Source organism: Streptomyces sp. SAI-135 (assembly GCF_029893805.1).
Taxonomy (GTDB): domain Bacteria; phylum Actinomycetota; class Actinomycetes; order Streptomycetales; family Streptomycetaceae; genus Streptomyces.
The window spans coordinates 3,663,771-3,689,641 of record NZ_JARXYP010000002.1; the positions used below are offsets into that span (position 1 = coordinate 3,663,771).

The window sequence follows — 25,871 nt, forward strand, 5'->3', positions numbered from 1 at the left end:
CTTTGGCACTGATCGGCAGTACGGTGTCCCCCATGCGCCCCGACACGCCTGCCGAGAACGTCGACCACAACGCCGAAGCGGCGCGCCTGGAGCGGACCGCCGACCGGTATCCCGAGGACGCCGAAGCCCTGCTCGTGCAGGCCGCGGCCCATCTGGAACTGGCCGGCGACCGCCCCGCCGCGTCCTCCCTCTACGACCGCCTGCTGGCCGCGCAGGACGGCCTGGAGAGCCCGTATCTCGTCCGTGCCCTGAAGGCCGCGAACCTCTGGGAGTACGGCCATGAGGCCGAGGCCAGGGCGATCATCGACGGCGTCCGGTCAGCCTCCCCCCGGGACCCGGCGCCCTGGGTGATCGTCGCGGAGGCCCTGGAGTCCCACGACGAGCTGGAGCAGGCGCAGGAGACGTTCACGGAAGGGGTGAGGGTCCTCCTGACGGACGTGGCGGAGCCGCCGTACTCCACGCATCCCTTGTTGTTCGGTCGTCACCGCGTCCGCAGGATGCTCGGCCTGGCCCACGACGAGTGGGACACCCTGGCGGACACCCTGCACTCCTCCCCGGTCTCCCTGGACGAACTCCACGACCCGAAGCGCGTGTGGTCCCTCGGCTCGGAGAACCCGGCGGAGCTGGAGGCGGAGATCTCCCGCCTGCGCGCCGAACTCGGCACCTACCGCGAGGCGTTGTCCCGCCCGTTCCCGGTGGCGGTCCTGCACTGGCCGGCGTCCGAACTCACCGAACTGGTCGAGGCCTACCCTTCCCTCTCCGCGGAGTACCCCTCCCACGAGGAGCACCTGGCGACGATAGAGGCCTCCCTGCGGGAGCTCGCCGCCTCCGGCACGGCGAACCTGGGCATCGTCTCGGGCACGGTCCCGTCCTACGAGGCCTTCGCCGCCTCGGAGGGCTCGTCCCCGGCGGATACGGCCCTCCTCCCCCAGTACGCGACGACCCTGGCGGCGCGGGGGCGGGCGGTGGAGTGGCCGCCGCAGCGGGGGACGGCGTGCTGGTGCGGGTCGGGGCGGGTCTACGGGGAGTGCCACGGGGAGTGAACGCCGGTGTGACCGGGGCGGCCCCTCGCATCCCGGACCGATGAGTTCTCCTGCGGTCCGGGGTCTGCCCTGTGACCCGGCGGAACCCGGTGTCACTGAGGAGAGAGGGGCCCAGGATGAGGAATCCGATTCGGCTGTACATGTCGATGTCGCTCGACGGCTGCATCGCCGGCCCGGACGACCGGCCCGGCCAGGAGCTCGGGCGCGACGGTGGCCGACTGTTCAACTGGCTCGACGACCGGGAGTCCGACGGTCCCAGCGGACAGGTGTACCGCGAGGCGCTGGCGACCGGCGCGGTGATCTCCGGCCGTCGGACCTTCGAACTCGCCGGGCGCTGGCAGGGCGACCATCACGACGGTGTGCCGATCTTCGTCCTCACCCACCGGGTGGACGACGGGGACGTACCCCCGGGCCATGCCCGCTTCGTCACCGACGTCGACGACTGTGCCCGTCAGGCCCGCGCGGCCGCCGGGGACCGGCCGGTCATGGTCCACGGGGCGGCCGCGGCCCAGGCGCTCCTGCGCGCCGGACAGATGGACGAGATGGAAATCCACCTGGTCCAGGTCCTCCTCGGCAACGGCCGGCGCCTGTTCGACCACCTCGGCAGCGATCACATCGAACTCGACCTGGTCCGGCGGCTCGACGACCGAGACGTCACGCACCTGCGCTACCGGGTGCGTCGGCCCGGGGAGGCCGCGTGAAGACGCTCTTCGTCTCCTACCGGGTCACCGACCTGCACCGCTCGCTCGTCTTCTACACCGCCCTGGGCTACGCCGAGCTGGGCCGGATCCAGGCCGGCGACGCGGGTCACCTCGTGATCCTCAAGTTCCCCGCCGAACCGGCGGCCTCACTCGAACTGGTCCACCGCCCCGCAGACGGCCCGGTCGAGGTGGGCACCGGCTTCGACCACCTGGCGATCCAGGTGGACAGCCTGACCACCACACTGGACCACTTGACCGCCGCGGGCCTGAACCCGGGCCCGCTCCAGCACCCGGGCGGCCCCGACGGCCCGAAAACATCCTGGCTCACGGACCCGGACGGCTACCGGATCGAGCTGGTGGAGTGGCCACGCGGACACGCTGACGGCATCACGGCGGCGGACTTCTCTTGAGCGGTCGGGGTTCAGACCTCGATGCGCCGGCCAGGAATGACGGCTGAAAACGATCACTTTTCGGCACACCCCCTTCGATTGTCAGTGAGTGCTGTTAGAACAGATCCACATCGGCGCGAGGGAACGAGGGAGCGGTCGTGACGGAATCGGGTGACCTCAAGGCTGGCGTCCACGAACGGCTTGTCACTCGTGAGTTGCACGACCAGATACAGGGACTCGAGGCTGCGGGCTGGAAAGCCATCGACGCAGAAGTCAGTCCAGAGTCCACCCCACATGTGCTGGCTAGGCACATTGGCGAAACCATCGGCCGCCGGTTGGCTCAGCTGCCGCAGCAGGAGCAAGTGGTCCTCGCCAACCAGATCATGCAGACGCTGACCAGCAGCGCACCCGAACTGAAGGTCAGTGCGCATGACAGCACCATCGTCGACGGCCCTCGACAACTACTCGCGCTCGCGGAGCAGGAGGCTCCTGGCGTCTACGCGATCCGCCCGTTGACGCCCCTTTCCGAAACCGCGTTGATCACCAACGCCCCGGACGATCCCAACCTCGGCGCCGAGCTCCGTGCAGAGCTGGCCACGGCCGACCGCATCGATCTGCTGTGCGCGTTCGTCAAGTGGTACGGCATCCGCGTACTGGAGAGCTCGCTGCGTGAAGCTGCACATCGTGGCGTGCCCATCCGGGTCATCACCACCACGTATATGGGCGCCACCGACCGGCACGCCCTGGACCGTCTCGTCCAAGATTTCGGTGCCGAGGTAAAGGTCAACTACGAGACGCGCTCCACTCGTCTCCACGCCAAGGCCTGGCTGTTTCGCCGCAACAGTGGCTTCGATACCGCTTATGTAGGCAGCTCCAACCTCTCCAAGGCTGCTCTTCTTGACGGCCTGGAGTGGAACGTACGCCTGTCATCCGTGGCAACACCCGCTGTGCTGCACAAGTTCGAGGCCAGCTTCGACTCCTACTGGAACGACATCGCTTTTGAGTCCTACGATCCAGCACGCGATGCCCTGAAGTTGGACGAAGCCCTGGGCGTGGCCGGTAGCTCAACGTCTCCCCAGGACTCAAAGATCAGCCTCTCAGGTCTTGAGGTCCGGCCCTATCCGCACCAGGCCGACATGCTGGAGCGCCTTCGGGTCGAACGAGAGGTCCGCGGTCATTCTCACAACCTCCTGGTTGCTGCCACCGGGACGGGCAAGACCGTCATGGCGGCCCTCGACTACCGCAATCTGCACAAGCAATGGGGCGGCAAGAAGTACCCGCGGTTGCTCTTTGTGGCACACCGCAAGGAGATCCTGAAGCAGTCACTGCGGATGTACCGCGAGGTGCTCGATGACGCATCCTTCGGTGAGCCGCTCTTCAGCGGTGAGCTACCGCGCGATTGGCAGCACGTCTTCGCCAGCGTCCAATCGCTTACCGGCCAGCGCCTCGATCAGTTCGCTCCGGACCACTTCGACATCATCGTCGTCGACGAGTTCCATCACGCCACGGCGGCGACATATCGCCGTGTTCTTCACCATTTCAAACCGAAGCAGCTTCTCGGACTGACGGCCACTCCCGAACGGGCCGACGGGCTCAATGTGCAGGATGAGTTCTTCCAGGGCAGGATCGCCGCCGAGATGCGGCTCTGGGAGGCCCTCGATAACGACCTCTTGTGCCCGTTCCACTACTTCGGCGTCCCAGACGGTACGGACCTCACCCGCCTCAACTGGCGTTCGGGCACATACGACCAGAGCCAACTCGGCGACCTGTTCTCCGCGGACCATGCCCGGGCTCGTATCGTCATCAAGCAGCTGCGAGACAAGGTGTCCGACCCGACGAGCATGCGGGCCCTGGGGTTCTGCGTCACACGCAAGCACGCTCACTTCATGGCGAAGTGCTTCCAAGAAGCCGGAATCAAGGCTGCGGCCTTGGACAGTGAGTCCAAGCCCGAGATTCGCGAGCGGATCCTCGCCGAACTCAAGGCCGGAGAGATCCAAGTGATCTTCTCCGTCGACTTGTTCAACGAAGGCTTGGACATCCCCGATGTCGATACCCTGCTACTCCTCCGGCCCACGAACAGCGCCACCATCTTCCTCCAGCAACTCGGTCGGGGCCTGCGCCGCACGCCGGACAAGCCGGTGCTCACGGTGCTCGATTTCATCGGTCAACATCGTGCAGAGTTCCGCTTTGAGGAGCAGTTTCGTGCGATGACAAACCTGTCACGCAACCGACTTCTTGAACACGCTGAGCATGACTTTCCCCTCCTGCCGTCCGGCTGCCAGATCATCCTTGAAGGTAAGTCCAAGGACATCGTGCTGGACAACATCCGTGCTCAGATCAAGGCGACCGTGCAGACCCTAGCCAAGGAAGTCAGGGCTTTCAGTACACCGTTGCTGGCTGACTACCTCAGGGAGAGCCGACGCGAGATCAAGGAGCTGTACAAGTCGAGCAACTCATGGACGTCCATCCTGCGCCGTGCCGGCTTGGCCGAGCTTCCTGAACAGGCTGGCGAGGAAGACCTCTTGAAGCGCGTGCATGCTTTTCTGCATGTCGATGACCTAGAGCGCGCTGAGGCATACACCCGCCTGCTCAGGGATGACACCCCGACGTACGAGGACCTGGATCCGAGAGACAAGACGTACGCCCGCATGCTCTTCTTCAATCTTTGGGACAAGGCCGGCGGCTTCGACTCCTACACACAAGGCCTTGAATCCCTCCGTGAGCAGCGAGCTCTTCGAAGCGAACTGCGGCAGGTACTCGACTACGTGATGGGCCAGGCCGACCACTTCCCCCTCCCGCTCGACGGCCCCCACGCGCACATCCCCTTGAAGATCCACAGTGCCTACAACCGCTCGGAGATCCTGGCCGCACTCGGAGTCGCTCGCCTCAACGGGCAGATGCCCGGCTCGTTTGCCCAGGGCGTCCTGTGGGACCAGCCCAACCAGACCGACGCCCTGCTGATCACTCTTGAGAAGAACGAGAAGGACTTCTCCCCCACGGTCAGGTACAAGGACTACGCGCTGAGCCCCTCTTTCTTCCACTGGGAGTCACAGAGCACCACGGCAGAGACCTCGCCCACGGGCCTGCGCTACCAAGAGCACGTCCAACGCGGTAGCCATGTGCTGTTGTTCATGCGCCGCTACAAGGACACGGACATCGGCAAAGCCCAGCCGTGGATGCTGCTCGGCCCTGCAACCTATGTCCGGCACGAGGGCAGCAAACCCATGGCCATCACCTGGCAACTGCATCATGAGTTGCCTGCGGACGTCTGGTCGTACTCGGCTATTGCTGCGGGTTAGAAGTCACGGCGCTGGAGGACTACCCGTCGAGGCACCGATAGTCCTCCGCCACTATTCAGCTTCCGCGCGCTTCACCTGAGCCACCGGTATGCCTCTCGACTGAAGGCAACCCTGTGGGCAGCTCACACCAAGTGACCTTCTGATCGGCCCGCAACTGAACACCCCAACGGTCCGTGACAGCGGTGACCAGGGCCATTCCCCTGCCGGACTCAGCATCCAGACTGGCATCGAGCAGTACTGGCAGGGCGCGGGTGTCGGAGTCGTGGACCTCGATCCGTAGGCGGGGGCCACTCATGGACACGACGAGGGTGGCGGGAGTACCGACGCCCACGTGGCTGATGACGTTCGACACGAGCTCGGTGACACACAGCTGAGCGTCGGCGATGACACCGTGGAGGCCCCACAGCCCCAGGTGCAGCCGCATGATCCGCCGAAGCGCCGCAATCTCCCGCGCTTCCGCGGTGAACGGAAGGCTCCAGGGCTTCCTTGGGACACCAGCGATGCAGTCCATCCATCAACACCTCATTGCGTCGAGCGAAGTTGCCGGGTGCGACCACCCGCACACAGAGAGTTGCACTGCAACTCTCAAAATGGAACTCTCATTTCGCATCACTGGTGGTGTAGGTAGACGACGAGCGCCCCCGGCGCGCGCCACCTTGCCGTCCCCTCGGGACAACCAGGACGATCTGTCGGATCGACACGAAGGGCCGCAGTAATGGCAGTTGGACCCACGACCCGAAGGCGCCAACTCGGCGCCGACCTCCGCCGCCTCCGAGAGCGAAAGGGGGTTGACCCTCGAAGAGGCAGGCACCAGCGTCGGCATCTCGAAGGCGACCCTGAGCCGCTACGAAACGAAGGAAGGGAGCGTCAAGTGGCCAGCGGTTGACGCTCTCTGCCGTGAGTACGGCGCTTCGGATGAGGAACGTCTCGCCCTCGTAGAGCTCGCGAAGGGCGCCAAGATCCAAGGCTGGTGGCGTTCCCTCGACGACCCCATCCCCGAGTCGATGAACCTCATGCTCACGCTCGAGGACGAAGTCGTACGCGAGGACCACTACGCCTGCATGTACGTGCCCGGTCTCCTGCAGACCCGTGCCTACGCGGAAGCCGTCCACCGGGCTTCGGAAGTCCAGTGCCCCGAGCGCGAAGTGCAGCACATGGTCGACATCCGCATGAAGAGGCAGGAACTCCTCGAACGAGAAGAGCCCCCGCTGCTCTGGTGTGTGGTCGATGAGGCGGCGCTGCGGCGCAGGGTAGGCGGCCACGAGGTCATGCATGACCAGCTTCAGCACCTACTCACGATGGCGCAACGACCACACGTCACTGTCCAGGTACTCCCCTTTTCCTCGGGAGCGCACGCCGCCTCCGTGGGCAGCTTCGCCGTCCTGCGCGGGCCAGCACCCGAACTGGACGTGGTCTACGTCGACTTGCTCGGTGGCGGCCTCTTCATGGAGAAGCAACGGGAACTGGAGCGTTATAGGTTGGCGTTCGAGTACCTCAGTGCACAGGCGCTCGACCTTGAGTCCTCGGCGGCGGTCATCCGCCGTATAAGCAAGGAGCTTTGATGACGAAGGCACCGAAGCACGCGTGGTTCAAGTCCTCCTACAGCGGAGGCAGCGGAACCGAGTGTGTGGAGGCCGCCATCGTGCAGCCGGAGATCCTCGTACGAGATTCGAAAGCCCCTGAAGACCCCTACCTGGTCATATCAGTGGGGGCCTGGCGCAATTTCCTGGCGGGAGTGCGTCGCACCCCTCCCGAGGGGTTCTAGGAAGAGACGGCCGTGAGGGAGCCGTACGCGAACGAACCCCGTACCAGGCCGCCCAGCCCACCAGGAGAACCCCGCGTGACCACCCTGAAAGGCATCGACCCCCGCGGCATGCAGCACTGCGAGACCACCGCCCTCGGTGTGCTCCTGCGTCATGAAGGGATCGATCTCTCCGAGCCCATGCTGTTCGGACTGGGGCAGGGGCTGTCCTTCATCTACTGGGACAGCAGGAGCATGGGGTTTCCGTTCCTCGGGGGGCGGGTGAAGCCGTTCGAGTTGAGCAGGAATCTGGCTGATGTGCTCGGGCTCGACCTGCGGGTGCGGGAGACGGCCTCGCCTCGTAAGGCGTGGGCGCATGTCGTGGAGGACATCGAGGCCGGTCGGCCCGTGGGGTTGCAGCTGGACAGTTTCCACCTGGAGTACTTCACGGCGAAGGTGCACTTCGGGGGGCATGTCGTCGCCCTGTACGGCTACGACGACGAAGCCGCCCTTCTCGTGGACACCGAGCAGCAGGGCGGTGCCGTGACGACCAGTCTGGGCAGTCTGGCCGAGGCTCGGGCCGCGCGGGGGCCCATGACCGCCAGGCATCGGTCCTTCACCCTCACCGCGGCCCCCGACCTGCCCACTCCTGAGCGGAATCCCGCGCAGACCGTCGTCCCCGCCATCACCGCCTGCGCGCACGCCTTCCTCACCCCGCCCATCGCCAACCTGGGGCACCGCGGCATCGACAAGGCCGGCAAGGCCGTACGCACGTGGCTCCGGCGGAGTGCCGACCCGGGGCGGGATCTGCCGCAGGCCGCGCTGCTGATGGAGAGGGGCGGTACGGGCGGTGCCCTGTTCCGTAACCTCTATCGCGATTTTCTCGCGGAATGCGCCGGATTCGTCGACAGTGATCATCTGCGGACCGGCCACCGGTTGTACGCCGAGGCCGCCACCCTGTGGACCGAGGTCGCGGCGCTGATCACGAGTGCCGGCGAGTCTGGGGAGGACCGGTTCCTCGTAGCGGCGGGCGGGGCTCTGCACGAGCTGGCGCGCATCGAACGCGAGGCCATGGAGTCGCTGAGCCGCCTGGAGTCCCTGAGCCGGCCCGGCGAAAGGTGATCGCCGCTCGGTGCGGGCACCCGGTGCGGGGATACTGCCTCTCAAGCACCGATCCCGGAAGGCGGCACCATGCTCATCCTCTTCGGCACCAAGGGGTACCTGTACCAGCTCGCGATACTCACCCTGGTGTGCGGGCGGTGCGGGAACCCGGCCGCGCACACCCTGCGCAAGCGGGTCACGAAGTTCACGTTGTTCTTCGTGCCGCTGTTCCCGATCTCCACCAAGTACGCGACGCAGTGCACCTTCTGCGGCGCGGAGAACAAGGTGAGCGCGGACGAGGCGGAGCAGTTGCAGGCGCAGGCCGCCGCCGGTGGCGGGCAGAGCGGTCAGGTGTACGGCGGTCAGGCCCCGCAGCAGCCGTACCAGAACTGAGGTCTCAGCCGGGCTTGCGGGCCACCCCGCCGTAGAAGCCGATCTCGTGCGAGCGGGGCGGCGGGGGTGCGTCCGGGCGCCAGTACGGGACCTGCGCCACGCCGGGATCGATCAGCTCGAAGCCGTCGAAGAAGCCCTCGATCTCGGTGCGGGTGCGCAGGTTCATGGAGGCCGTGGCCTCGCTGTAGACGGCCGCCGCCCCGCTGCGGTCGGCGAAGTCGCCGGTGGCGTGGGAGAGGATCAGGTGGCTGCCGGGGGCCAGGGCGTCCCGCAGGGTGGCGATGATCTCCCGCGGCTTGTCGGCGTCGGTGAGGAAGTGGAGGACGGCGACCAGGAGCAGGGCCACCGGTTCGTCGAAGTCGATGACGGCTCGTACGCCGGGGGCGTCCAGGATCGCCCGCGGGTCGCGCAGGTCGGCCAGGACGATGCCCGTCGTGTCGTCATCGGCGAGCAGGGCGGCCGCGTGGGTGTGCACGATCGGGTCGTTGTCGACGTAGGCGATACGGATGTCCGGCGCCGCCTCCAGGGCCGTCTCGTGGACGTTCGGCGAGGTGGGCAGGCCGGTGCCGATGTCCAGGATCTGGCGGACGCCGGTACCGACGACGTGTCGGACGGCCCGGAGCAGGAAGGCCCGGTTGGCCCGTACGCCGATCCGCGCCTCCGGGGCCGCCGCGACGAGTTGTTCGCCGGCGCGGCGGTCGACCTCGTAGTGGTCCTTGCCGCCGAGCAGGTAGTCGTAGATCCGTGCGGGGTGTGGCCTGCTGGTGTCGATCCCCTCGGCGCGGGAGCCGTTCTCTCGCACGGGCACTCCTCTCGGACGGCCCCGGGCGCCTGACCGGCGGGGCGCACGTCGGCTCTATATACGCCGGTTCAACTCCCTTGCAGGTGGCGGAAGTTCCGGGGTCCGTGGCCGTGGCCGTGGCCATGGGCCGGGTGCTCGGGGGAGGGGCCTCGTCCGCAGTCGTCGCCTGTGGGGGGAGGGGTGGGATCGGGTTGCGGGTCCGGCGTCTCCGGCGGCTGCGGTGGCCCCGGCGGTTGCGGTACGGGCGTCCCGTCCCCCGGCGTACCGGGCTCCGGCTTCTCGGGGCCGGGCTTGGGCTCGGGCTGATGTTCCTTGGGCGGGGCCGGCGTCGGCTCGGCGGGCGGCTCCGGCTCCTCGCCCCCCGGCGCGGGGTCCGCTGGACCGGGCTCGGGGTCGGGCACAACCGGCTCAGGCACAGCCGGCTCAGGCTGCACCGGGCCGGGGCCCGGATCCGGCGCTTCCGGAGCTCCGACGACACCGCCCTCCTCGACGCTGCCCGAACCGCCCCCGAACTCCCCGGTGACCACCACCCCGACCGCGTCACCCCGAGTCCGATCCCGATTCCGCTCCCGATCCCGCTCCCGGTCCCTCCCTCGGTCGACCTCGACCGGCAGGGCACCCCCCGGCCCCTCTCCCTCCCCCACCGCCCCCGCCGACGGCCCCGCCACCGGCGCCTGCGCCACCGGTGTCCTGCCCGGCGAAGTCAGCGTCGCGGGGGAATCGTTCATGCCGAGGGCCAGTACGGCCACCACCGCCGCCGTCGCGGCCGCCGTACCGGAGGCGAGGGCGGCCTTAGTCCTGGGGCCCGCCGCACGGACCGTACGAAGAAGGCCCTGGCCGGTCACGGAAGCGGAGCCCACGGAAGACGCCGTGAGCGATGCCAGGAACTTCCCCGTTCCACCGCCCACCGCGAAGACCAGCAGCGCGGGGCCGACGAGTGCGGGCAGCCGGTCGTTGGCGCGGATCAGGACAGCGAGGCGCCCGCGGCACCCGTCGCAGGTGTCGACGTGGGCAAGGAGGCGCTCGGACTGGCGCGGGGTGGCGTTGCCACGGACGTAGGCCGGCATCCGGACCCAGTGGACCTCGCACGCGGGATCCTCGGGCGGCTCGGTCTGCGAGCGCAGGAACGCCTGGCGCATGCCCTCGCGCGCCCGGTGCAGGAGGACGGCCGTCGCGCCCTGCTTGGCGCCGATCTGCCGGCCCACGGTCTCCAGCGGCTGGCCCTCGGCGTCGGCGAGCCACAGGGCCCGCACCCAGCGTTCGGGGAGTTCGCCGAGGACACGCACCAACAGGTCGGTGGCGGAGACCTGTTCGGCCGGGTCGGCCACGTGTCCGGCCGTCGCCTGCTCCGGGACCTGCGGGTCGCGCGGGGTCTCGTGCGTGGCGCTCGCGACGGAGGAGGCGAGGTGGCGGACGGTCGTCCTCAGGTACGCCGGGACGTTGTCGATCTCGTGCCCCGCGGACAGCCGCCGCCACACGCGGAAGTGCGCCTCGGCGACGAGGTCTTCGGCCGCCCAGCTGTTGCGGGTGAGCGAGCGGGCGTACGCGACGAGGCGCGGCTGCTCCTCCTCGTAGACCCGCACGTACGCGGCGGTGGCGGCGGTCGCGGCGGAGGACGTCCGGGCGGGCACTCTGGCCGGTCGGTCGGTCATGCAGGAACGCTCCAGTTCCCGGCGGGTGGGGGTGCGGACGGGTCGGTCAGCGTAGATGACAGAACTTTCAATCATTCAGTTCCGGCCGTGATTCAGATCACAGGCTCCTGTAGGGGCGTAATCAAGCCGTACTCCGGCCACTCGAGAAGGCAATGGACCCGACAGCACCGAGCCCCACGCCCCGCCCGAGACGGAGACCGTCACCCATGCGCCTCACCCAGCTGCGCCAGACCGTCCGCGCCCGTCTGATCACCCCCGACCACCCCGAACTCCCCGTGCGCCCCACGCTGCGCTACCACTGTGACGAGCCGTTCGCCGTCCACATCGACTTCCCCGCGCACATCTCGGCCGACGGCGAGGGCGTGACCTGGGTGTTCGGGCGGGCGCTGCTGGAGGAGGGCCTTCAGGCCCCCGCCGGCGAGGGGGACGTGCGGATACGGCCGTGCGGATGGGCCCGGACCGTCATCGAGTTCCACTCGCCGCTCGGCCTCGCCGTGATCCGCTTCGGCACGGCCGCCCTCCGCCGCTTCCTGCTGCGCTCCTACGACGTCGTCGAGCCCGGCACCGAGGACCTGGGCCCGGACCTCGACCACGGCCTCGCGGCACTGCTCGACGAGGTGTGATGCGGCTGCCCGCTGTCACAGACGGTCGGCGAAAGCCGCGAGTTCGGTGAAGTCCGCCTCCCGGAGGCCGATTCGGGGGTCGACCCGGTGCAGCAGGGCCGGCCCGGCATGGTGGGCGGCCACGAACTGGCGGTCAGCGTCGTCGAGTTCGTCGTCGAGCCAGGCGAAAGGGCGGCCGTCGGCGTGGGTGACGAGGTGGCGGGTCTTCCAGAAGGTGCCGTTCGGGCCGGGGGCGAGGGTCGTGGGCCAGTCGACGACGGGGAGGGCCGGGAGGCCGAGGACCGGGGCGATGAAGGTGTTCGCCTCCTGGCGCCACGTGGTCGCCCAGACGAGGTCGTAGCGGTCCGTCAGGGCCAGCAGCGCGGGCCCGTGGCCGGGGTTGAGCCAGACGCGGAGGGGTCGGACGGCGGACGGGGGCAGGCCGGGGTGCTGGGCGATCCAGCCCTCGGGCTTCATGCGGTGGGTGGTGTACCCCTCGGGGCGGCGCTGGGGCTTGGCGGCGTAGGGGTTGAGGGGGCCGTCGACGTCGAGGTAGAGGAGGGGGCGGCCGGTGCCGTCGGCGCCGGTCATGAGTGCTCTGGTCGGAGGCGTTCCCGGCCGGCCCGTGTGCGTTCGTACGTCACCTTGGCCCCCTCGACTCGGTTGTGTGTCTGAGGGAAGGCTGGCCCGCACGTGCGGTCCGCGCCAGCCGTTTTCCGCGCCGGCCGGCCCTTCTCCGGCGTGGGCTGTGACAGGCCAGTTGCCGGAACTGTGGGCTCCACCACAGCCGTTCGCGCGCCGTGCTGCTGAACTCGGCGGACCCGGGAACGAGCGGTGAGGGGGGCCGGGATGTCCGCGCTGATTCGGCGTCTGCGGGGCCTCGCCACGCTGGCGGGGTTCGTGGCGCTCGCCGTGTACGCCTGGGGGCTGCTGCATCTGGCCGGCGCGGTCCTGGAGGCGGAGGACGGCGGCACGAACTCCGCGCCGCTGCCTCCGTGCCGTGGGAACGATCAGGCCGTCCACGTCATGGACTACTCGGTGAGCTACCTCCCCCTCTCCTTCGACTGCGAGATGAACGGCGGCGGAAGCTACTCGGCCGGGGCGATCCCCGGGTACGTCAATCCCGTCGCCCTGGGCTCCGCCCTCGCCGCCGCCGGCTGCGCCATCGCCTCCGCCTGGGCGGCGGAACTGCGGCTGCGCGCCGAGGCTCGCGAGGGCGGGGCCCGCTAGGTCCCGGGGCTCTGGGGCCCCGGGGAGGGTGAGCGGCTCAGGCCGCGGGGACCAGCTCCGCCTTGCCGAACAGCAGGGCGTAGCCGGAGGGGAGTCGGGACAGCAGACGATCGACGAGCTCGTCGCCCACCAGCTTCGGCAGCACGCTCAGGACCGAGCTGACGTCCCAGCGGGCCGTCGCCGGGGTCGCACCCTCGATGCGGCCGGCCACCGCGTCCACGAACTCCGGTGCCGTCAGCGGTGTGTTGACCGGGATCCGGGAGGCGACAAGCCTGGCGGCCTCCTCGGGCAGGGCCCGGGCGAGGTCGACACGTTCGTCGCCGGTGACATGGCCGCCGAGGGCGGACAGGACGACACGCACGACCTGTTCGGCCTCGGCCGTGCTCGCGTACTGTCCGGCATCCCGCACGGCGTCGACGAGGTCGCTCCACCGTGCCGTTCTGGTCGCTCGATCCGCGCTGAGTGCGCTCATGTACGGGTCTCCTGGGGGTCGTTGCGCCCCGCGGGCGGACGTGCCGGCCCACGGGGGCGCGACTGTTGTACGTTGCTCGGCCGCCGCGGTCAGCGGCTGATCTGCTTGCGTCCGCTGTCGCCGCCCGTGATCTGGATGCGGCGCGGCTTGGCCTGCTCGGCCACGGGGATGCGCAGGGTGAGGACACCGGCGTCGTACGAGGCGTCGATGCGTTCCGTGTCGAGGGTGTCGCCGAGGAAGAGCTGCCGGGTGAACGAGCCCGTGGGGCGCTCGGCGACGATCATCTCCGCGCCCTCGGGGGCGGGGACGCGGCGCTCGGCGCGGATGTTCAGGACGTTGCGTTCGACGTCCAGGTCGATCGACTCGGGGTCGACACCGGGGAGGTCGAAGTGGACGACAAAGTCGTCCCCCGAACGGTACGCGTCCATCGCCATCGCGGCGGGACGGGCGTTGGAACCGAAAACCTGCTGCGTGAGCCGGTCGAACTCACGGAAGGGGTCGGTACGCATGAGCATCACAGTCCATCTCCTTTCCACAGACTCCGCGGTGCGATGCCCTACGCCTTCTTATATAGCTCGGAGCGAGGAAACTTGACAAGCCCCGACTCAGGTTCGTGGGCCGCATCCCGCCCGGAGTTAGCCTCGGGCCATCGGCGAGGCCGGTCGTGAGCGTCAGGAGGCAGACATGGTGAAGGTTCCCAGCGCACTGGTGGCGGCGGGCGGGCTCGTCGGCGGCTACGGCGTGGCCCGCTGGACCAGGAAGCGGCAGCTGGGCGGGGCGGTGCTGGCCGTCGCCGGGGCCGCGGCGGCCCAGCAGTGGCGGGAGCGGGCCGGGGGGAAGGCGGCCGGGGCGCTGTCCGCCGCGTATGTGGCCGCCTTCGCCGGGTCCCATCCGCTGGCCAAGAAGGTGGGCGCCTGGCCCGCAGTATTCAGTGCGGCGGGCGCGGTGGCGCTGGCGTCCTGGGCGGTGGCGGACCGCAACGCCTGAGAGGCCTCAGTGGTCGCCGCCGGGTCGATGCGTCAGTACGTTCACCACCCGGCCGTTCGGGTCCCGGACGAAGAAGCGCCGTACGCCCCACTCCTCGTCCCGCAGCTCCCGTACGATCTCCGCGCCCGACGCCACGACCTGCGCGTACACGGCGTCGACGTCCTCGACCTCCACGCTCAGGTCGGGGACGACGGGCGCGGTGCGCTCCTCGGTGAGGAAGCTGATCTGGGCGGTCGGGTTCGCGGGCGACGCCATCGTGACGACCCACCCCATGTCCATGACCTCCTCGAAGCCGAGCAGGCCGTAGAAGTCACGGTTGGCGGTCAGGGCGTCCCCGGACTCGACGTGGACGTCGGGCATGATCCTGCGGATGCTCACGAACACGGCTCCTTCTCCCACGGCCCCGACTTCGACGCCAGCCTTGCACGGATGAGGGTGCCGCGGAATGTCGTAGGCGGCTGCGGGCCGGTGGGGGCCGGTCGCGCAGTTCCCCGCGCCCCTGGGTAGGCACAGTCACCAGCGCCATGACGGACCGTGCGCCGCGGAAGGTCGTAGGGCGGCTGCGGGCCGGTGGGGGCCGGTCGCGCAGTTCCCCGCGCCCCTGGGTGGGCACAGTCGCCCGCGCCACGACGGACCGCGCGCCACGGAAGGTCGTAGGGCGGCTGCGGGCCGGTGGGGGCCGGTCGCGCAGTTCCCCGCGCCCCTGGGTGGGTGCAGTTGCCCGCGCCACGATGGGCCGTCAGTCGCGTACGGCGGGCAGGGGACGGGGTGGGGGGTGTCCGCCCGCAGCGGCCGGCGTCCGGCACAGAGGACAGATCAAGGGGCCGAGCCGCCGGACCGAGGACGGATACCCCCCACCCCGGCACCGACCCACCCACCGGACCGTATGCGCTACACGAGCCCCCACCGGGCAGCAACGGGCCGCCGCAGGCATTTCAGGGGCGCGGGGAACTGCGCAAAAACGCCTGCCCCCACCGAACCCGCACCCGCACCCGCTCAACCGCCGGAGGCTCACGTAGCGGTGAGCGGCTTCGCGATGTCCTCCAGGGAGCGCCGCTCCGCCCGTACCGCCAGGAACGCCGCCACCAGGCCCGCCGCGCACATCAGTGCCGCGCCGATCTGGAAGGCCAGGACCGTGTCGCCGACCTTGCCCGTGCTCGTCAGGTCGGCGAACAGGAGCGGTCCGCTGATGCCGCCCGCGGCCGTGCCCAGCGCGTAGAAGAAGGCGATCGACATCGCCCGGGTCTCCATCGGGAACACCTCGGACACCGTGAGATAGGCGCTCGACGCCCCCGCCGACGCGAAGAACAGCACCGCGCACCAGCACGCCGTCAGCGTGGCCGCGCTCAGGGAGCCCTGGTCGAACAGCCAAGCCGTACCGAACAGCAGCAGCCCCGACAGCAGGTACGTCGACGAGATCATCACCCGCCGCCCCACCGTGTCGAACAGCTTCCCCAGCAGCAGCGGCCCGCAGAAGTTGCCGATCGCGATGACCGCGAAGTAGTACCCGGTGTCCCCCGTCGGCACGTCGAAGAAGGTCGTGAGGATCGCCCCGAACCCGAACGTGATCGCGTTGTAGAGGAAGGCCTGGCCGATGAACAGCGAGAACCCCAGCACCGAGCGGCGCCGGTAGTCCGAGAACACCGTCCGCGCGATCTCCAGGAAGGTCACACTGCGGCGCTGACGGATCGTGAGCTCGCCCTCGGGCCGCGGCAGTTCGGATCCCCGCTCCGCCTCCACCTTCTCCTCGATCGACGAGACGATCCGCTCCGCCTCTCCGTCCCGCCCGTGGATCAGCAGCCACCGCGGGCTCTCGGGCACATGGCGCCGTACGAGAAGGATCACCAGGGCCAGCACCGCTCCCAGGGCGAACGTCAGCCGCCAGCCCACGTCCTTGGCGAAGACGTCCGTGTTCAGCGCGACGATCGACAGCAGGGAGCCCCCCACCGCTCCCAGCCAGAAGCTGCCGTTGATCATGAGGTCGACGCGGCCCCGGTACTTCGCCGGGATCAGCTCGTCGATCGCGGAGTTGATCGCCGCGTACTCCCCGCCGATGCCGAACCCGGTCAGGAACCGGAACAAAAAGAACCACCAGGATTCGAAGGACACCGCCGTCAGCGCCGTGGCCGCCAGATACACCGCCAGCGTGATCATGAACAGCTTCTTGCGGCCCCATTTGTCCGTCAGCCGCCCCCAGAACAGCGCCCCCAGGCACGCCCCGGCCACGTACAGCGCCGCCGCGATCCCGGTGACCTGCCCGGAGCTGATGGACAGCCCGCTTCCCGGCTCGGAGAGCCGGCTCGCGATGTTGCCGACGACCGTGACCTCCAGGCCGTCGAGGATCCACACGGTGCCGAGTCCGATGACGATGGTCCAGTGCCAGCGTGACCAGGGAAGCCGGTCGAGTCTGGCGGGGATGTTGGTCGTCACGGTGCGGCCGGTATCGGCCTGGGCGGTGGTCACGGACGGGCTCCCTCCTCGTCGAGCGATCCTCGAACGAACCCCACCCGGGTGCCCCCGACCTGCCCGGCTACGCCCCCAGCGCCCGCGACACCGTGTAGATCAACAGTCCCGCGAGCGATCCCACCACCGTGCCGTTGATCCGGATGAACTGCAGGTCGCGGCCGATGTGCGCCTCGATCTTCCGCGTGGTGTGCTCGGCGTCCCACCCGGCCACGGTGTCGGTGATCAGGGAGGTGATCTCCCGCCGGTAGGTGGTGACCACGTACACCGCGGCCCCCTCCACCCAGCCGTCGACCTTCGCCTGCACCTTGGGGTCGACGGCCATCCGCGCCCCCAGCGACAGCAGTGACGCCCGCACCCGCAGCCGCAGTTCACTGCGCTCGTCCTCGGCGGCGGAGACGATCATCGACCGTACGGCGGTCCAGGCGGAGGCGATCAGGTCCTGCACCTCGCCGCGCCCCAGCACCTCGCCCTTGAGCCGCTCGACCCGCGCACGCGTGTCCGTGTCGGACTGGAGGTCGGAGGCGAAGTCCGTCAGGAACCGGTCCAGCGCCCCGCGCGCCGGATGGGAGGGCATGTCCCGCATCTCGGTCACGAACCGCAGCAGCTCCTTGTAGACGCGCTCGCCGACCTTCTTGTCGACGAACCGCGGGGTCCAGCCGGGCGCGCCCCCCTGCACCGCGTCCATGACCTGCTCGTCGTGGAGCACGAGCCAGTCGTGGGCCCGGGCCACCACCAGGTCGACGACCCGCCGGTGCCCGCCGTCGGCGACGACCTTGTCCAGCATCTTGCCGATGCCGGGCGCGATCTCCTGGGCGTCGGCCCGCCGGGTGATCGCCTCGCCGACCACGGCCTGCACGTCGGAGTCCCGCAGCACGGTCAGGGCGCCCCGCAGCGCCGCCGACAGCTCCGCCGTGACCCGGTCGGCGTGCTCGGGCTCGGCCAGCCAGGCACCCAGCCGGCTGCCGATCCCGACGGCACGCAGCCGCTGTCGTACGACGTCCTCGGAGAGGAAGTTCTCGCCGACGAACTCGCCCAGTGAGACCCCCAGCTGGTCCTTCTTGGTGGGGATGATCGCGGTGTGCGGGATGGGCAGGCCGAGGGGGCGGCGGAAGAGCGCGGTGACCGCGAACCAGTCGGCGAGCGCGCCGACCATGCCGGCCTCGGCGGCCGCGGCGACATAGCCGGCCCACGGGCCCGCCCAGGAGTTGTGCGCCCAGGTGGCGAGGACGTACACGACGGCCACGAACAGCAGCAGCCCGGTCGCGGTGAGCTTCATGCGCCGCACCCCGCGCTGCTTCTCCAGGTCCGCCTCGCTGAAGGTGTTCATCGCGCGCACGGGCGACGCGGGGGCGGCCCGGCTCGCGGAGGTCACGGCCCCGCGCCTCGGGGCCTGCCGCTCCGCGTCAGACGGTCCCGCTTCCTCAGGTTTCGTGCGTTCCATCCGCTCCACCCGTTCGGTGATCCCTCACACATTGTCCCTTCCTGACCGACTCCCGGAACAGAACAGGAGTTCCCGGTGCCGGTCCGGACGGGGGAACCGCAGGGGGTCTCGTCGCCACTCCTCAGGTTCATGCCGCATCATGGGTTCATCAGATCGGAGCCTCGGGCTCCCATCGCCCTAGGAGAACAGCACCACATGACTCGGCGTCATGGTTACGCCCTGCTCGCCGCGATCGTCGCCCTGATCGTGGCCCTGTCCACCGCCGTCTACGTCTCGGTGGCGGCCGACCCCGGCACCGCGAACCGGACCTCGCTGTCCGGCTCCCGTCCCGCACACCCTTCCGCCGCGCCCGCCTCCGCCGGGGTCTGGGTCGGCACCTGGTCCGCCTCCCCGGTCGGCGCCGAGCCCGGCACCGGCAACGAGGGCATGACCGGCCGCTCCGTCCGCAACGTCGTGCACGCCGCCGTCGGCGGTACGAGTGCCCGCATCACGCTGTCCAATCTCTACGGCCGGTCCGCGCTGACCGTCACACACGCCTCCCTGGCCCTCGCCGCCGGTCCGAGGACCGCCGCGGCCCAGGCGGGGAGCACGCGGCGGCTCACCTTCGCCGGGGACACCACGGTCGTCATCGCCGCCGGCTCGCAGGTGCTCAGCGACGCCGTCGCCCTCGCCGTCCCGGCCGGCGGCGACCTCCTCGTCACCACCTACTCCCCCGTCCTGTCCGGCCCGGTCACCTACCACCCGACCGCCCGCCAGACCTCGTACGCCGGTCCCGGCGACCTCACCGAGGACGAGACCGGGACGGGGTACACGGAGCGGGTCGACCACTGGCGGTACCTCACCGCGGTGGACGTGCTCAGCGGTGAGGCCGACGGCACGGTGGTCGCCTTCGGCGACTCGCTGACCGACGGCAAGAACTCCACCGCCGACGCGAACACCCGCTGGCCGGACTTCCTGAACCGGCGCCTGCGCACCGCGCTCGCCGCCGGCCGGGACCTGCCCCGCTACAGCGTCGTCAACGAGGGCATCGGCGGCAACCGGGTCCTCGCCGACGCCCGGGGCCGCCCCGGGGAGAACCAGGCCGGCGTCCGGCGCTTCCGGCGGGACGTGCTCGACCGCCCCAACGTCAGGATCGTGGTCGTCGACCTCGGCATCAACGACATCCTCCGCACGCCGGGCACCGTCGACCCCGACAAGCTCCTCGCCGGTCTGCGCGACCTGGTCCGCCAGGCCCACGCGCGCGGCATCAAGGTCGTCGGCGCGACCCTCATGCCGGTCGGCGAGCGCACCACCTGGACCGAGGCCCGCGAGGGCGTCCGCCAGAGGGTCAACGCGGAGATCCGTTCGGGCCGGGTCTACGACGCGGTGATCGACTTCGACCGGGCGCTGAGGGACCCCTACGACCCCCGCAGCCTCCGCGCGATCTATGACTCGGGAGACCGGCTCCACCCCAATGACCGGGGGTACGAGCGGATGGCGTACTCCTTCGACCTGGACGACCTGAAGGGTTCGACGGCGGCACGCTTGTGAGCGCGGGCCGGTGAGGGCTTCAGGGGCGCGGGGAACCGCGCGACAAACCACAACGCACCCGCACCGGCCGGCGAACCGCTCAGCCCTCCCCCCGCCCGCGCCCCTCCCTCAGCTCGCGCGCGACCTCCCGGCGCTCCAGCCTCTCCTGCCGCCGCTCCTCCCGCAGCCGCTGCCGGTCGGCCTTGCTGAGCTTGCGCTCGACCCCGACCCCGCCCCAGAACGCGAACCCGGTCACGATCACGCGAGGCGCCCCGGGCTCTCCCGGAACCCCCTCCTCGCGCTGGTCGAACCCGCCCATGATCCCGATGCCGCGCACCACGACCTCGACCCCGGGCGGCACGATCACCTGCATCCCGCCCATGATCGCGACGCAGTTGATCTCTACCTCGCCGGCGGCGAAGTTCGCGTCCCGCAGATCGATCTCCCCGCCGCCCCAGAAGGCGAAGCAGTTGAAACGCCGGGGCACGGTCCACCGCCCCCGGCGCTGGAACCCGGACATCACGGCCACGGCCCACGTCGAGGAGCCCTCACCGCCGACGATCCGGGACGCCCAACTCCCGTCCGGTTCGGGCCGCTTCTGCATGTCGACCTTGGGAGCGGCCACCTGGCCGACCGGCAGGTCCCGGGTGATCGGGGCGAGCTCGCCGTACGTCCGCGCCCGGTACGTGGCGTCCAGCCGCTCCTCGAACTCCTCCATGTCGAGCCGCCCCTCCGCGAGGGCGTCCCGCAGGACCTCGGCGACTCGCTCACGATCGGCGTCGGAAGCACGCAGCTCCGGGAGTTCCTCCGTCATACGAGCAGCCTACGAGTTACCTCACTCCACGGCTACGACACCGCTTTCTCCGCTTCTCCCGCGTACATCTTGGCGATCACCGCCTCGATGTCCGGCTCCCGCACCGACAGGTCCACCAGCGGGTACTCTGCCGCGACCCTTGCCACCAGGGCCGCCGCCGACTCGTGCGCCGGGAACGCCAGCCACTGCCGCGGCCCCTCCACCTTCACCACGCGCGCGGGGGCCGCCTCGATCGGCGGCAACTCCCGCTCCAGGTCCACCACCAGCGTGCGCTCGCTCTCGCCCACCTCGTGGAGGCCGGCGAGCGGACCGTCGTACATCAGGCGCCCGTGGTCGATGACCATCACACGTGAGCAGAGCTGCTCGATGTCCTGGAGGTCGTGCGTGGTCAGCAGGACCGTCGTGCCGCGCTCGGCATTCAACTCCCGCAGGAAACCCCGCACCTTGGCCTTGGAGATCACGTCGAGCCCGATGGTCGGCTCGTCGAGGTAGAGCACCTCGGGGTCGTGCAGCAGGGCCGCCGCGATGTCGCCCCGCATGCGCTGCCCCAGGGACAGCTGGCGTACCGGCACGTCCAACAGGTCGGCCAGTTCGAGGAGTTCGACACAGCGGTCGAGGTTCTCGCGGTAACGGGCGTCCGGGATGCGGTACATGCGGTGCATCAGCTTGTAGGAGTCGATCAGCGGGAGGTCCCACCACAGGGTCGTCCGCTGGCCGAAGACGACCCCGATGCGGTGGGCCAGGCGGGTGCGCTCGCGCGACGGGTCGATGCCGGCCACCCGCAGGCGGCCGCCGGACGGGGTCAGGATGCCCGTCAGCATCTTGATCGTCGTCGACTTCCCGGCGCCGTTCGGGCCGATGTACCCGACCATCTCGCCGCGCGCCACGGTGAAGGAGATCGAGTCGACCGCCCGCACCTGACGCCGCTCCCGTTTCAGGAAACCGGTCTTCTTGCGCACGTCGAAGACCTTCTCGACGCGGTCCAGTTCGATGAAGGCGTCCACCGCCACGTCCACCTCTAACTCCCCGTACTCCGATACGACCCGAGCCCCGCGCGCCACGCCAGACCGGCCAGCGCGCCGCACGCCACCGCCACCAGCGGCGGCGCGAAGGCCGCCCACTGCGGCAGATCCAGCGGGTACGGCCGCCCCAGCACATAGGAGGCCGGCACCCAGTTCACGAAGGCCAGCGGCAGCACGAACGTCACCCCGCGCACCAGGTCCTTCCCGAACACGGTCGGCGGGTACTGGAGCAGGGTCGTACCGCCGTACGTGAACGCGTTCTGCACCTCGGAGGCGTCCTGCGCGAAGATCTGGAAGGCCGCGCCCGCCACGAACACCGCGCAGAAGATCGCCGCGCCGCTGATCACCATCACCGGCACCAGCAGCACCTTCGCCGCGCTCCAGTCGACGTCCACCGAGGCCAGCGCCCACACCAGCACCACCGCTCCCTGCGTGATCCGGCCCAGCCGGCGCACCGCGAAACGGTCCGCGCCGATCTGCGCGAGCACCGGCGCCGGCCGCACCAGCAGGATGTCGAAGGACCCGTCCCGGATCCGGGAACCCAGCACGTCCATCGAGCCGAGCACCAGGTCCGCGATGCCGAAGGCGGTCACCGAGAGGCCGTAGAGGAAGGCGATCTCGGGCAGGCCCCAGCCGCCGAGCGAGTCGACCTGCGAGAACATCAGCAGGATCCCGACGAAGTCCAGGCCGGTCATCAGCAGGTTGCCGCACATCGTGACGACGAAGGAGGTGCGGTAGGTCATCGCGGACCGCACCCACATCCTGGCGATCAGCCAGTAGGCCCGCACCCCCTCGGTCAGGCGGGACGTCTCAGCCACCCTGCACCACCACCCGACGGGTCGCCGCCGACTGCAGCAGCCGCCCGGACCCCAGCAGCACCACCGCCCACGTCGCCTGGAAGGCGTACGCGCCGAGCGGATCGGTCTCCCCCATCAGCACGTCCGCCGGCACCTGGAGCTGCGCCGACCACGGCAGCGCCCGCACGATGTCGCCCAGCACCCCGGGGAAGGCGTTCAGCGGGAACACGATGCCCGAGCAGAAGACACCCGTGATCATCACGGCCTGCATGATGCCCATGCCGTCCATCAGCCAGAACACGCTCAGCGCCGCGAGGTAGCGGATCCCGAAGCTGACGACCATCGCCAGCAGCAGTGCCACGAACAGGGCCGCCCAGGACGTGACGTCGGTGGGCAGCGCCATCGGGAAGAACAGCGCCCCGAAGGCGAAGGGGATCACCCCGCGCCCCAGCAGCTGGAACAGCGAGCGTCCCAAGTCGCTCGCCAGCCACCACAGTTGGAGGTCGGCGGGACGGTACAGGTCGACCGCGATCTCCCCCGTGCGGATCCGCTCGATCACGTCCTTCTCGGCGCCGCCGCCCTGGATGGCCAGCGTCGAGTAGAGACACTGGCCCAGCCATACGTAGGTGACCGCCTGCGCCTGGTCGTAGCCCCCCAGATGGGGCTTCTCGTCCCACAGCGCGAGATACGTGTAGACGAGAATCACACCGAAAACGGTGTTGGTGAACACCCCCGCGAACGTGGCCGCGCGATATGTCGCGTATCGTCTGAATCCCCCTGCCGCGACGGCCGCGTACAACCGCCAGGAACCCACCTTCACAGCCCTCCTCGGCCCACCGGCACCGAAGCGCAGGAGCCTAGTGCGCAGGTGACGGGGCGGGCCACTCATTTTCCGGGCGAGACGCGCGCCATATCCGGGAACGGAACGCAGGGTACGAGAGTCTTCAACAGGGGACGCAGAAGGCGTACGAGGTCGTACGGGAACGTACGACGCGAAACAGGAGTCCGTGCACGAGATGAGCGACCAGCCGCAGCAGCCGACCGAGGGCTGGGCACCCAGCAACCCACAGGCGGCTGAAGAGCCCGACGGGAAGAAGAAGGCCAAGCGGCCCAGGCGCACCGGCTGGCGACGGCTGATCCCGACCTGGCGCATGGTGCTGGGCACCTTCGTCCTCGGGCTGCTGCTCCTGGCCGGGCTGTTCTACCTCGGCTACTCCATGGTCAAGATCCCGCCGGCCAACGCCCTCGCTACCAAGCAGTCCAACGTCTACCTCTACGCCGACGGCAGCCAGCTCGCCCGCGACGGCGAGGTCAACCGCGAGAACGTCTCCCTCTCGCAGGTCTCCAAGGACGCCCAGCACGCCGTGCTGGCCGCCGAGGACCGCGACTTCTACACCGAGTCCGCGATCGACCCCAAGGCCATGCTGCGCGCCGGCTGGAACACCGCCACCGGCAAGGGCAAGCAGTCCGGCTCGACGATCACCCAGCAGTACGTGAAGAACTACTACCTGGCCCAGGAGCAGACGGTCACCCGCAAGGCCAAGGAGTTCTTCATCTCGATCAAGCTGGACCGCGAGAAGTCCAAGGACGAGATCCTCGAGGGCTACCTCAACACCAGCTACTTCGGCCGCAACGCCTACGGCATCCAGGCCGCCGCCCAGGCCTACTACGGCAAGGACGCCGTCGACCTCGACCCCGCCCACGCCGCCTACCTCGCCGCGCTGGTCAACGCCCCGAGCGAGTACGACGTCGTCGCGCACCCCGAGAACAAGGCCGCCGCCGAGGCCCGCTGGAACTACGTCCTGGACGGCATGGTCAAGAAGGGCTGGCTGGCACAGTCCGCGCGCACCGGCCTGACGTTCCCGATGCCGAAGGAGCAGACCGTCTCCACCGGCCTGTCGGGGCAGCGCGGCTACATCAAGGACGCGGTCGAGCAGTACATCATCGACAACAAGATCCTCACCAAGGAGCAGCTGGAGGCCGGCGGCTACCGCATCACCACCACCCTCGACAAGGGCAAGCAGAACGCCTTCGTGAAGGCCGTCGACGACCAGGTGATGAAGAAGCTCGACAAGAAGAACAACAAGGTCGACAACTACGTCCGCGCGGGCGGCGCCTCCGTCGACCCGAAGACCGGCAGGGTCGTCGCGATGTACGGCGGCATCGACTACGTCAAGCAGTACACGAACGGCGCGACCCGCGGCGACTTCCAGGTCGGCTCCATCTTCAAGCCCCTCGTGTTCGCCGCCGCCGTCGAGAACCGCTCCGAGACCCAGGACGGGCAGCTCATCACCCCCAACACCTACTACGACGGCACCAACAAGCGCCCGGTCGTGGGGTGGAACGGCGGGTCCTACGCCCCCGAGAACGAGGACCAGGCCTCCTACGGCGAGATCACCGTCCGCGCGGCCACCGACAAGTCCGTCAACTCGGTGTACGCGCAGATGGCCGTCGACGTCGGCTCCGACAAGGTCAAGCAGACCGCGATCGACCTGGGCATCCCCTCCGACACCCCGGACCTCACGGCGTCCCCGTCCATCGCGCTCGGCGTGAACACCGCGAGCGTCCTCGACATGGCGGAGGCCTACGCCACCCTCGCCAACCACGGCCGGCACGGCGCGTACACGATGATCGACAAGATCACCAAGGACGGCGAGGCGACCGTCGAGCTGCCCAAGCAGCGCGCCAAGCAGGCCGTCAGCCGCGAGGCCGCCGACACCACCACCTCGATCCTGCAGAGCGTCGTCGAGAACGGCACCGCCACCGCCGCCCAGGCCGCCGGCCGCCCCGCCGCGGGCAAGACCGGCACCGCCGAGGAGGACACGGCCGCCTGGTTCGCGGGCTACACCCCCGAACTCGCCACCGTCGTCTCGGTCATGGGCCAGGACCCGGTGACCGCCGCGCACAAGTCGCTGTACGGCGCGATGGGCCTGGAGCGCGTCAACGGCGGCGGACCGCCCGCCGAGATCTGGGCGCAGTACACCAAGGCCGCCCTCAAGGGGAAGCCGGTGAGCGAGTTCGACCTCCAGCTCCAGGAGGGCGCCGAGGTGCAGGCGCCGAGCAGCCAGGCCCCCGTCGACCCGACCACGGGCGGCCAGGACGACGGCGGCACGGGCGACACCACCGGTGGCCAGGACACCGAGGGCCAGACCGAAGGGCAGACCGAGGGCCAGTCCCAGGGACCGACCCAGGGTCAGGACAACGGCGGCACCACGACCGACGGCGGCACGACGACGGGCGGCGACACCGGCGGCACGACCGACGGCGGCACCACGACGGGTGGGGACACCGGAGGCACGACCGACGGCACCACCACCGGCGACCCGACCGGAGGCACCGGCGGGGACTCACCCAGCGGCGGGGCGACGGGCGGCGAGAACCTGCTGTCCACGAGCCGCCGGGAGTGACCG

At 69.7% G+C, this 25,871-nt stretch carries 24 protein-coding genes and 2 pseudogenes; 13 read left to right on the forward strand and 13 right to left on the reverse strand.

The window, feature by feature from the left end:
- Positions 1-32 precede the first annotated feature (32 nt).
- The 4 genes from M2163_RS20950 (at position 33) to M2163_RS20965 (ending at position 5,432) form a co-directional block, all read left to right on the forward strand.
- Positions 33-1,043 (forward strand): SEC-C metal-binding domain-containing protein, encoded by a 1,011-nt coding sequence (locus tag M2163_RS20950; protein WP_280851269.1) that lies wholly within the window; start codon positions 33-35, stop codon positions 1,041-1,043.
- A gap of 116 nt (positions 1,044-1,159) precedes the next feature.
- Positions 1,160-1,744 carry a dihydrofolate reductase family protein gene (locus M2163_RS20955; protein WP_280851268.1) on the forward strand — a complete coding sequence of 195 codons (585 nt, stop codon included), beginning with the start codon at positions 1,160-1,162 and terminating at the stop codon, positions 1,742-1,744.
- Positions 1,741-2,154 (forward strand): VOC family protein, encoded by a 414-nt coding sequence (locus M2163_RS20960; RefSeq protein ID WP_280894712.1) that lies wholly within the window; start codon positions 1,741-1,743, stop codon positions 2,152-2,154. Before M2163_RS20955 ends, M2163_RS20960 begins: the two co-directional genes overlap by 4 nt.
- A 137-nt stretch (positions 2,155-2,291) precedes the next feature.
- A complete protein-coding gene (locus M2163_RS20965) occupies positions 2,292-5,432 on the forward strand; it encodes a DEAD/DEAH box helicase (protein WP_280894713.1) in 3,141 nt (1,046 codons plus the stop codon).
- 91 nt (positions 5,433-5,523) lie between these two features.
- On the opposite strand, the pseudogene M2163_RS20970 reads toward M2163_RS20965, so the two are convergent.
- Positions 5,524-5,943, reverse strand: a pseudogene (locus M2163_RS20970) (ATP-binding protein); the annotation flags it as partial.
- A 204-nt stretch (positions 5,944-6,147) separates the two neighbouring features.
- Between M2163_RS20970 and M2163_RS20975 the strand changes: the two are divergent.
- The 4 genes and pseudogenes from M2163_RS20975 (at position 6,148) to M2163_RS20990 (ending at position 8,667) form a co-directional block, all read left to right on the forward strand.
- Positions 6,148-6,994 (forward strand): annotated as a pseudogene (locus tag M2163_RS20975) (helix-turn-helix transcriptional regulator).
- A complete protein-coding gene (locus tag M2163_RS20980) occupies positions 6,994-7,197 on the forward strand; it encodes a DUF397 domain-containing protein (RefSeq protein WP_280851264.1) in 204 nt (67 codons plus the stop codon). The pseudogene M2163_RS20975 and the gene M2163_RS20980 overlap by 1 nt, the downstream one beginning before the upstream one ends.
- 75 nt (positions 7,198-7,272) lie before the next feature.
- Positions 7,273-8,295: a BtrH N-terminal domain-containing protein gene (locus M2163_RS20985; RefSeq protein ID WP_280894714.1), complete on the forward strand. Its 1,023-nt coding sequence runs from the start codon at positions 7,273-7,275 to the stop codon at positions 8,293-8,295.
- A gap of 69 nt (positions 8,296-8,364) precedes the next feature.
- Positions 8,365-8,667 (forward strand): zinc-ribbon domain-containing protein, encoded by a 303-nt coding sequence (locus tag M2163_RS20990; RefSeq protein WP_280851262.1) that lies wholly within the window; start codon positions 8,365-8,367, stop codon positions 8,665-8,667.
- A 4-nt stretch (positions 8,668-8,671) separates the two neighbouring features.
- Here the strand turns inward: M2163_RS20990 and M2163_RS20995 are convergent, their stop codons facing one another.
- Positions 8,672-9,469, reverse strand: a complete 798-nt coding sequence (locus M2163_RS20995; protein WP_280894715.1) for an SAM-dependent methyltransferase — start codon at positions 9,467-9,469, stop codon at positions 8,672-8,674.
- 68 nt (positions 9,470-9,537) lie between these two features.
- Complete coding sequence (locus M2163_RS21000) at positions 9,538-11,121, reverse strand: sigma-70 family RNA polymerase sigma factor (RefSeq protein ID WP_280894716.1); 1,584 nt, start codon at positions 11,119-11,121, stop codon at positions 9,538-9,540.
- A gap of 206 nt (positions 11,122-11,327) precedes the next feature.
- Between M2163_RS21000 and M2163_RS21005 the strand changes: the two genes are divergently transcribed.
- The gene (locus tag M2163_RS21005) at positions 11,328-11,744 is read left to right on the forward strand and encodes an SsgA family sporulation/cell division regulator (RefSeq protein WP_280894717.1); all 417 of its coding nucleotides are present in this window, start codon (positions 11,328-11,330) and stop codon (positions 11,742-11,744) included.
- A 15-nt stretch (positions 11,745-11,759) separates the two neighbouring features.
- On the opposite strand, the gene M2163_RS21010 is transcribed toward M2163_RS21005, so the two are convergent.
- Complete coding sequence (locus tag M2163_RS21010) at positions 11,760-12,314, reverse strand: HAD domain-containing protein (RefSeq protein ID WP_280894718.1); 555 nt, start codon at positions 12,312-12,314, stop codon at positions 11,760-11,762.
- Positions 12,315-12,572: 258 nt separating this feature from the next.
- On the opposite strand from M2163_RS21010, the gene M2163_RS21015 reads away from it, so the two are divergent.
- Positions 12,573-12,953 (forward strand): hypothetical protein, encoded by a 381-nt coding sequence (locus tag M2163_RS21015; protein WP_280851257.1) that lies wholly within the window; start codon positions 12,573-12,575, stop codon positions 12,951-12,953.
- A gap of 37 nt (positions 12,954-12,990) precedes the next feature.
- Here the strand turns inward: M2163_RS21015 and M2163_RS21020 are convergent, their stop codons facing one another.
- Positions 12,991-13,425, reverse strand: coding sequence for a DUF2267 domain-containing protein (locus M2163_RS21020; protein ID WP_280851256.1), 435 nt, complete (start codon positions 13,423-13,425; stop codon positions 12,991-12,993).
- Positions 13,426-13,514: 89 nt separating this feature from the next.
- Positions 13,515-13,940: an Hsp20/alpha crystallin family protein gene (locus M2163_RS21025; RefSeq protein ID WP_280894719.1), complete on the reverse strand. Its 426-nt coding sequence runs from the start codon at positions 13,938-13,940 to the stop codon at positions 13,515-13,517.
- Between the two features lie 169 nt (positions 13,941-14,109).
- On the opposite strand from M2163_RS21025, the gene M2163_RS21030 reads away from it, so the two are divergent.
- Positions 14,110-14,412 (forward strand): hypothetical protein, encoded by a 303-nt coding sequence (locus tag M2163_RS21030; RefSeq protein WP_280851254.1) that lies wholly within the window; start codon positions 14,110-14,112, stop codon positions 14,410-14,412.
- Between the two features lie 6 nt (positions 14,413-14,418).
- On the opposite strand, the gene M2163_RS21035 is transcribed toward M2163_RS21030, so the two are convergent.
- The 3 genes from M2163_RS21035 to M2163_RS21045 form a co-directional block, all read right to left on the reverse strand.
- Positions 14,419-14,790, reverse strand: coding sequence for a VOC family protein (locus tag M2163_RS21035; RefSeq protein ID WP_280851253.1), 372 nt, complete (start codon positions 14,788-14,790; stop codon positions 14,419-14,421).
- A 633-nt stretch (positions 14,791-15,423) separates the two neighbouring features.
- Positions 15,424-16,875, reverse strand: a complete 1,452-nt coding sequence (locus tag M2163_RS21040; protein ID WP_280851252.1) for an MFS transporter — start codon at positions 16,873-16,875, stop codon at positions 15,424-15,426.
- Between the two features lie 67 nt (positions 16,876-16,942).
- Entirely contained in the window at positions 16,943-18,319 is a 1,377-nt protein-coding gene (locus M2163_RS21045; RefSeq protein WP_280851251.1) for a DUF445 domain-containing protein, read from the reverse strand.
- A gap of 195 nt (positions 18,320-18,514) precedes the next feature.
- On the opposite strand from M2163_RS21045, the gene M2163_RS21050 reads away from it, so the two are divergent.
- Positions 18,515-19,849, forward strand: coding sequence for an SGNH/GDSL hydrolase family protein (locus M2163_RS21050; RefSeq protein WP_280894720.1), 1,335 nt, complete (start codon positions 18,515-18,517; stop codon positions 19,847-19,849).
- Positions 19,850-19,928: 79 nt separating this feature from the next.
- Here the strand turns inward: M2163_RS21050 and M2163_RS21055 are convergent, their stop codons facing one another.
- Genes M2163_RS21055 through M2163_RS21070 form a run of 4 tightly spaced genes read right to left on the reverse strand, consistent with a single transcriptional unit; the run spans position 19,929 to position 23,275 of the window.
- Complete coding sequence (locus M2163_RS21055) at positions 19,929-20,642, reverse strand: DUF1707 domain-containing protein (protein WP_280894721.1); 714 nt, start codon at positions 20,640-20,642, stop codon at positions 19,929-19,931.
- A gap of 32 nt (positions 20,643-20,674) precedes the next feature.
- Positions 20,675-21,658 carry an ATP-binding cassette domain-containing protein gene (locus M2163_RS21060; protein WP_280851248.1) on the reverse strand — a complete coding sequence of 328 codons (984 nt, stop codon included), beginning with the start codon at positions 21,656-21,658 and terminating at the stop codon, positions 20,675-20,677.
- 2 nt (positions 21,659-21,660) lie between these two features.
- Positions 21,661-22,482: an ABC transporter permease gene (locus tag M2163_RS21065; protein ID WP_280894722.1), complete on the reverse strand. Its 822-nt coding sequence runs from the start codon at positions 22,480-22,482 to the stop codon at positions 21,661-21,663.
- A complete protein-coding gene (locus M2163_RS21070) occupies positions 22,475-23,275 on the reverse strand; it encodes an ABC-2 family transporter protein (protein WP_280854193.1) in 801 nt (266 codons plus the stop codon). The genes M2163_RS21065 and M2163_RS21070 overlap by 8 nt, the downstream gene beginning before the upstream one ends.
- 202 nt (positions 23,276-23,477) lie before the next feature.
- Between M2163_RS21070 and M2163_RS21075 the strand changes: the two genes are divergently transcribed.
- A complete protein-coding gene (locus tag M2163_RS21075) occupies positions 23,478-25,868 on the forward strand; it encodes a transglycosylase domain-containing protein (protein ID WP_280894723.1) in 2,391 nt (796 codons plus the stop codon).
- Positions 25,869-25,871: the final 3 nt, after the last annotated feature.